The sequence below is a fragment of the Pseudaquabacterium rugosum genome (assembly GCF_038066575.1).
Classification (GTDB): domain Bacteria; phylum Pseudomonadota; class Gammaproteobacteria; order Burkholderiales; family Burkholderiaceae_C; genus Pseudaquabacterium; species Pseudaquabacterium rugosum.
Map to the genome: position 1 here is coordinate 25,242 of NZ_JBBUTF010000037.1, position 6,099 is coordinate 31,340.

Annotated in this window: 5 protein-coding genes and 1 pseudogene; 4 read left to right on the forward strand and 2 right to left on the reverse strand. The window is 71.8% G+C overall.

Annotated elements, in window-relative coordinates; translation table 11 throughout:
• Window positions 1-4 precede the first annotated feature (4 nt).
• The gene (locus AACH11_RS24045; RefSeq protein WP_341376828.1) at window positions 5-1,468 is read right to left on the reverse strand and encodes an aminotransferase-like domain-containing protein; all 1,464 of its coding nucleotides are present in this window, start codon (window positions 1,466-1,468) and stop codon (window positions 5-7) included.
• Between the two features lie 93 nt (window positions 1,469-1,561).
• Here AACH11_RS24045 and AACH11_RS24050 point away from each other — a divergent pair, with 93 nt between their 5' ends.
• The 4 genes from AACH11_RS24050 (at window position 1,562) to AACH11_RS24065 (ending at window position 5,217) form a co-directional block, all read left to right on the forward strand.
• On the forward strand, window positions 1,562-2,347 hold the full coding sequence (locus tag AACH11_RS24050; protein WP_341376829.1) for a hypothetical protein: 786 nt from the start codon (window positions 1,562-1,564) through the stop codon (window positions 2,345-2,347).
• Entirely contained in the window at window positions 2,344-3,858 is a 1,515-nt protein-coding gene (gene ccoG / locus AACH11_RS24055; RefSeq protein ID WP_341376830.1) for a cytochrome c oxidase accessory protein CcoG, read from the forward strand. The genes AACH11_RS24050 and ccoG overlap by 4 nt, the downstream gene beginning before the upstream one ends.
• A gap of 98 nt (window positions 3,859-3,956) precedes the next feature.
• Window positions 3,957-4,742, forward strand: coding sequence for a Crp/Fnr family transcriptional regulator (locus tag AACH11_RS24060; protein ID WP_341376831.1), 786 nt, complete (start codon window positions 3,957-3,959; stop codon window positions 4,740-4,742).
• 91 nt (window positions 4,743-4,833) lie between these two features.
• Window positions 4,834-5,217 carry an H-NS histone family protein gene (locus AACH11_RS24065; RefSeq protein WP_341376832.1) on the forward strand — a complete coding sequence of 128 codons (384 nt, stop codon included), beginning with the start codon at window positions 4,834-4,836 and terminating at the stop codon, window positions 5,215-5,217.
• Window positions 5,218-5,533: 316 nt separating this feature from the next.
• On the opposite strand, the pseudogene AACH11_RS24070 reads toward AACH11_RS24065, so the two are convergent.
• Window positions 5,534-5,881 (reverse strand): annotated as a pseudogene (locus AACH11_RS24070) (integrase core domain-containing protein); the annotation flags it as partial.
• Window positions 5,882-6,099 lie beyond the last annotated feature (218 nt).

Sequence of the window (6,099 nt, forward strand, 5' to 3'; positions counted from 1 at the left end):
CCCCTCAGGCCGGCGCCTGTCCGGCCGGCGCCTGTCCGCCGTGCGCCAGTTGCGCCCGGGCCAGCTCGCCCAGGCGGCGCACCGCGTCCGGCACCCGGGCGTCGTCCGGATGGCCGGTGTTCAGCCGCAGGTGGTGGGTGAAGCGGCGGTCGGCCGAGAACAGCACGCCGGGCGCGCTGCTGATGCCCTCGGCCAGCGCGTCGCGGCACAGCGCCAGCGTGTCGATGGCGGCCGGCAGCTCCAGCCACAGGAAATAGCCGCCGCGGGGGCGGGTGATGCGGGTGCCCTCCGGAAAGTGCGCCTCCACCCAGGCGGCCACCTGAAGCCGGCCGCGGTCCAGCGCCGCGCGCAGCTGGCGCAGGTGGCGGTCGTAGCCGCCGTGGGCCAGGTAGTCGGCCAGTGCCAGCTGCGGGGGCAGGGCGGTCGTCAGCGAGGTCATCATCTTCAGCCGGCGCACCGTGTCGGCATGGCGACCGGCTGCGGCCCAGCCCACACGCCAGCCCGGCGCCAGGCACTTCGACAGGCTGCTGCAGTACAGCACCTCACCTTGCGTGTCATGGGCCTTGGCGGGCAGTGGTCGGCGGGCATCGGACTGCAGCTCGGCATAGACGTCGTCCTCGATCAGCGGCACGCCATGGTGGGCCAGCAGCGCCACCAGCGCTGGTCGGCGTGCGGCCGGCATGGTCGCGCCCAGCGGGTTCTGCAGCGTGGGCATGACCCAGCAGGCCGCCACCCGGCGCTGCTGCAGCAGCGCATCCAGCGCGTCGAGGTCCAGCCCCTCCTGGGGATCGGTCGGCACCTCGACGGCGCGCAGCTGCAGCCGCTCCAGGGCGTGCAGCGCCGCGTAGAAGCAGGGCGATTCGACGGCCACCGTGTCACCGGGCCGGGTCACCGCCTGCAGGCACAGGTTCAGCGCCTCCATCGCGCCGTGGGTGATCACGAGCTCATCGTCGGTCAGGGGCACGCCCTGCAGCGCGTGGCGGCGCAGCAGGGCCTGGCGCAGCGCGGGGTCGCCACTGGTCAGCGCGCTGGTGATCTGCTCCGGCTTGAGCCGGCGCAGCGCGCGGCCGGCGCTGCGGGCCAGCGCCTCGATCGGGAACAGCGTGGCGGCCGGGAAGGCCGAGCCCAAGGGCACCACGGCCGGATCACGGGTGCGCTCCAGCAGATCGAAGGCGAGGGCGGCGACGGCCACCGGCGTGGCTTCGGCCGGCACGGCGGCGGCCTGCGGCGTCGCGCTGCGGGTGCTGCGGGCCCGCACGTAGTAGCCGGAGCGGGGCCGGGCCTCGATCAGGCCGCGTTCTTCCAGCAGCCCGTAGGCCTGGAACACCGTGGCCGGGCTGACGCCGCGCCGTGTGCAGGTCTGGCGGACCGAGGGCAGGCGGTCGCCCGGGCGCAGCAGGCCGCTGTGGATGGCCTCGGTCATGTCGGCGGCCAGCTGGTCGTAGCGGGTGGGCAGGGCGGCGCTCATCGTGGGGGGGCTCCGGGGTGGGACAACTGATCCGGTCTGATCAATCAAGATCTGGATCTTACGGATCAGATGCGCGCGGGCGAGCATCCGTCCATGCGATCTTCTGTCTCTCCTCCGCCATCCGATCCGCCCGCGGGCGGCCGTTCCACCGGGTTGGCCGCGGCCGGCCATGCGGCGCTGCAGGGCGTGGTCGCCAGCGGGCTGCTGCGCTGCGGCGTTCCCGTCGCCCTGGGCGGGCTGGCGAGCCCCGGGGCGATGCCGGCCGCGCTGGACCATCTGGCGGCCGGCGCGCGGGCGCTGGCCGCCCAGGATCCCGCCCTCGGCGCCGTGCTGTGGGCCCAGCGGCTGGCCATCGAGGTGCTGGTGCACAGCGCCAACATCGGCCTGCGCGACTGGCTGCTGCCCGATCTGCTGTCCGGCGAGCGGGCCGGCACCGTGCCCTGCACTGGCGGGCCGCTGCAGGTGCTGCCCGACGGCGGCGTGCAGCGGGTGCACGGCCTGCTGCCGGTGGTGCCGAACCTGCAGTGGTGCGGCTGGTCGATGGCAGCCCCGGCGCGCCACACCGACGGCCGCGTCGACTGGCTGCTGCTGCGCGGCGAGGAGGACGGCCTGCAGGCCGGTCTGGATCTGGAGCTGCCCTGGCCGCGCGGCAGCCGGGCGGCACCGCTGCGCCTGGACGGCGTGTGCTGGCGTGCCGACGAGACCCTGGGCGGGGCGGAGCTGGAGGCCGCCATCGCCCCGGTGCGCGAGGCCCTGCGCGGCGCGCTGCCGTTGCCGCTCCCGCTGCCGTTGTTGTTGTCGTCGTCGTCGTCGTCGTCGTCGTCGCTGGCCCGTCCGCCCGGTGGACGTCCGGCCCGCACCACGGGGATCGCCCCATGAGCGCGCACGGTGACCCCCCGGTGGCCGACCGGCGCAGCGCCGCCCCGCGCCGCGTGCTGCCCATCCTGCCGGTCGATGGCGGGCCCGGCATCGCACCGGCGGTGCGCATCCAGGCGCGCTCGGTGCGCGGGGTCTTCGCCCGCTGGCGCCTGGCGCTGATCGTGCTGACCCAGCTCGTCTTCTACGGCCTGCCCTGGCTGCCCTGGGGCGACCGCCCGGCGGTGTGGTTCGATCTCGACGGCGGCCGCTTCTTCCTGTTCGACGCGGTGCTGTTCCCGCCCGATCTGATCCACCTGACCGGGCTGCTGGTGTTCAGCGCGCTGCTGCTGTTCTGTGCCACCGCGGTGGCCGGTCGGGTCTGGTGCGGCTTCGCCTGTCCGCAGACGGTCTACACGGCGATGTTCATGGGCATCGAACGCTGGACCGAGGGCGATCGTCTGGCGCGCTTGCGGCTCGATGCCGCGCCCTGGGGGCTGGCCAAGATCGCCCGCCGGGGCAGCCGGCAGGCGCTGTGGCTGGCGCTGAGCCTGTGGACCGGCTTCAGCCTGGTGGCCTGGTTCACCCCGCCGCAGGATCTGGCTGCGGCGGTGGTTGCCGGCACGACCGGCCCGTGGGAGACCTTCTGGTGCCTGTTCTACGCCGGGGCCACCTATGGGCACGCCGGCCTGCTGCGGGAAAAGGTCTGCCAGCATGCCTGCCCCTATGGCCGCTTCCAGGGCGCGATGCTGGACCGTGAGACCTGGGTCGTCGGTTATGACCGCGGCCGTGGCGAGCCGCGCGGTGCGCGGCCCCGTGGCAGCGTGGCCAGCGCCCGCGGCCAGGGCGACTGCGTCGACTGCACGCTGTGCGTGCAGGTCTGCCCGGTGGGCATCGACATCCGTGACGGCCTGCAGGCCGCCTGCATCAGCTGTGGCCTGTGCATCGACGCCTGCAACGGGGTGATGGACAAGCTGGGCGCGCCGCGCGGGCTGCTGCGCTTCGGATCGTTCCAGGGTGAGACCGGCCCCGGCGACGGGCTGTGGCGCACCGCGCTGCGGCGACGGCGGGTGCAGCTCTATGCGCTGACCCTGTGCGGTCTGGCGCTGGCCATGATCGGCTTCTGGCAGCAGCGGCCGCTGCTGCGGGTCGAGGCGATCCGTGACCGCGGCGTGATGTCGCGCCAGCTGGACGATGGGTCCGTCGAGAACGTCTATCGGCTGCGCGTCCTCAATGCCACTGCCCGTGACCTGCCGCTGCATCTGAGCGCCGTGCTGCAGCCGCCGGGCGGCGGCGAGCCGCTGCGCCTGACGGTGCACGGGACGGGCCCGCTGCGGGCGCCGGCCGCGTCCATCAGCGCGCCGGTGGTGACGGTGCGCGTCCCGGCCGAGGCGCTCGCCCGGCTGCCGTCGCGCTCGGTGCTGCCCTTGCAGCTGCGCATCGACGCGGCGGATGAGGCGGGCGTGGCGGATGGGTCGGATGTGGGCGGAGCCGGCCCGGTCGCCCGGACGGACTCCACCCTGCTGTTGCCTTGACCGCCGCCACGCCCGTGGAGCGCTCCAGGCTGGAGCGGTCCACCCGGGAGCTGCCCGGAAATGACGGCCAGGCCGGCCTGGCGCAGGATCCGCCCATCATGTGGTCCACCCTGCTCACCCGTCTGCCGTCCGACGCTGCCCCGCTGCGCCTGATGGCAGGGGCCGTGCTCTACCGCCAGGGCGACGGGCCGGGCGACTCGGTGTGGGTGGTCGAGCAGGGCCTGATGCGGCTGGAACGCGTGGCCGAGGAGGGCACGCGTCGCATCGTCGGCCTGGCCGGGGTCGGCGATCTGCTCGGGCATGACGGGCTGTGCGGCGGGCCACATGCCTCGGAGGCGGTGGCCTGCGCGACCGTCCAGCTGCGCCGTGTGCCACTGGACGTGCTGAGCCATGATGCCTTGGCCGCCACCCGGCTGCTGCGTCAGGCCGCGCGGACCCTGGCCGCCGCCCAGGCCTGGAGCGCCGAGGTGGTGGCCGGCCCGGCCGCTGACCGTGTCCGCCATCTGCTGACCCGGCTGGCCGAACACGAGGACGCGGACGGCCTGTGCTGGCTGCCCAGCCGCCAGGAAATGGCCGCCATGCTGGACCTGCGCCATGAGACGGTCAGCCGCCATGTCAGCGCCCTGCGCCAGCAGGGCCTGATCAGCGTCAGCCAGGGCTCCCGGGCGCGCCTGCACCGTCTGCGCCACACGGGGCCGACGACGGGCGCCGGGTTGGATACCGGCACACCCGGGCGGGGCGATCGGCCGCTGCCGCCGCCGGTCGTGGCCGACGTGGCCTTGGCCCGTGCACGGGCTGCGGACGGGCGGGTTTCGGGGCTGGGCATCGGCAGTGGCGCCCTGGTGTGGGCCGGTCTGCTGGCCGAGCTGGCGTGGCTGGACTGACACAGCCCGTGCCGCCGGATCATCGACAACCGCTATCCTGCGGGATGTGGTGGCCCGTCGGGCCGCATTTCCCGTCCTGCCCCCGAACCTGATGAGCCAAGACAACGATTCCCTGGATGCCCCCCTGGATCTGCGTGGACTGCCGCTGAGCGAGTTGCAGGCGCTGCTGCAGAAGACCGATGAAGCCATCCATGACCGACGCGAGGAAGAGCTGAAGGTCCTGGTCGACGGCTTCGTCAAGAAGCTGCAGTCGATGGGTCTGCCCATCGACGAGGCGATCGCGGTGATGAAGCTGTACCTGCCGGGCAAGGCCGCACGCGTCAAGCGCGAGCCGCGCGATCCCAACGAGTTCATCCTGTACGCCAACCCGGCCGATCCTCGGCAGACCTGGGGCGGTCAGGGACGGCGCCCGGAGTGGGCCCGAGCCCACATCGAGCGGGGTGGCGAACTGGAAGACCTGCGCGTCAAGGCCTGAGGACGGATGCACCGCAGCACGTGACGGTGCGGCGGTGCTTGAGCTTGGAGTGCAGTCCTTCTGCGCTCGTCCGTTTAAACGAACTAACGGCAGAACAGCACACAAAAATAGGAAACAGCGCACCGACTCAAAGGCAGAACTTGCCGATTCTCTGAGTCTCCGCGCAGATCCCGGCGAATTCCACGTCTCTGGTCGTGATCTTCGGTCAATGGAACGCATCATCGTCGTTAACCACGAATGAACCGTGACGATGATGCTTATGTAAAGTTCTGGACGAGGTACCCGATGTTGCCACTGGCCGGCTATCCGGCGTGGCCACCTCGTTGCGCTCGGGATTGGGCGTGACCACAGCGATGTGTTCCCGGTTGCGGGCCTTGCCTGACCAGCGCGCCGGGTTGCGCATGCGGGCCTGCTGGTAGATCTCGTGTCGGCTCGCCAGGATCGCCTTGTCCTCGCCCGCATGACGCTGCGCCGGGCTCACGTAGCGGATGCCGCTGTGCCGATGCTCGTGGTTGTACCAGTGCACGAAGCGGTGCGCCCAGTCGCGCGCATCGGCCAGGCAGGCAAAGCCGGTGTTGGGGAATTCAGGCCTGTACTTGGCCGTTCGGAACAGGCTCTCCGCGAAGGCGTTGTCGTCGCTGACGCGCGGTCGCGAGTAGTCGGGCAGCGTCCGTCGTCTTCGAACAAGAACAAGAACAAGAACAAGAACAAGAACAAGAACAAGAACAAGAACATTGTTGTCAATGTTCCGACTACCCACTGTTGGCGGTGTCAACCTTGAAGTGCAACACCTTGAGTTTGCCGTTGCCCCCGTTTGAGCAACTCCGCCTCGACGATTTCCATATAGACCTCGCGCGGGGTCCGGAAGTCGAGGATCTTGCG

Coding starts and splice junctions, on each gene's coding strand:
- AACH11_RS24060 (WP_341376831.1), top strand. CDS start 3,957: ATGTGGTCCACCCTGCTCACCCGTCTGCCGTCCGACGCTGCCCCGCTG.
- AACH11_RS24045 (WP_341376828.1), bottom strand. CDS start 1,468: ATGAGCGCCGCCCTGCCCACCCGCTACGACCAGCTGGCCGCCGACATG.
- AACH11_RS24050 (WP_341376829.1), top strand. CDS start 1,562: ATGCGATCTTCTGTCTCTCCTCCGCCATCCGATCCGCCCGCGGGCGGC.
- ccoG (WP_341376830.1), top strand. CDS start 2,344: ATGAGCGCGCACGGTGACCCCCCGGTGGCCGACCGGCGCAGCGCCGCC.
- AACH11_RS24065 (WP_341376832.1), top strand. CDS start 4,834: ATGAGCCAAGACAACGATTCCCTGGATGCCCCCCTGGATCTGCGTGGA.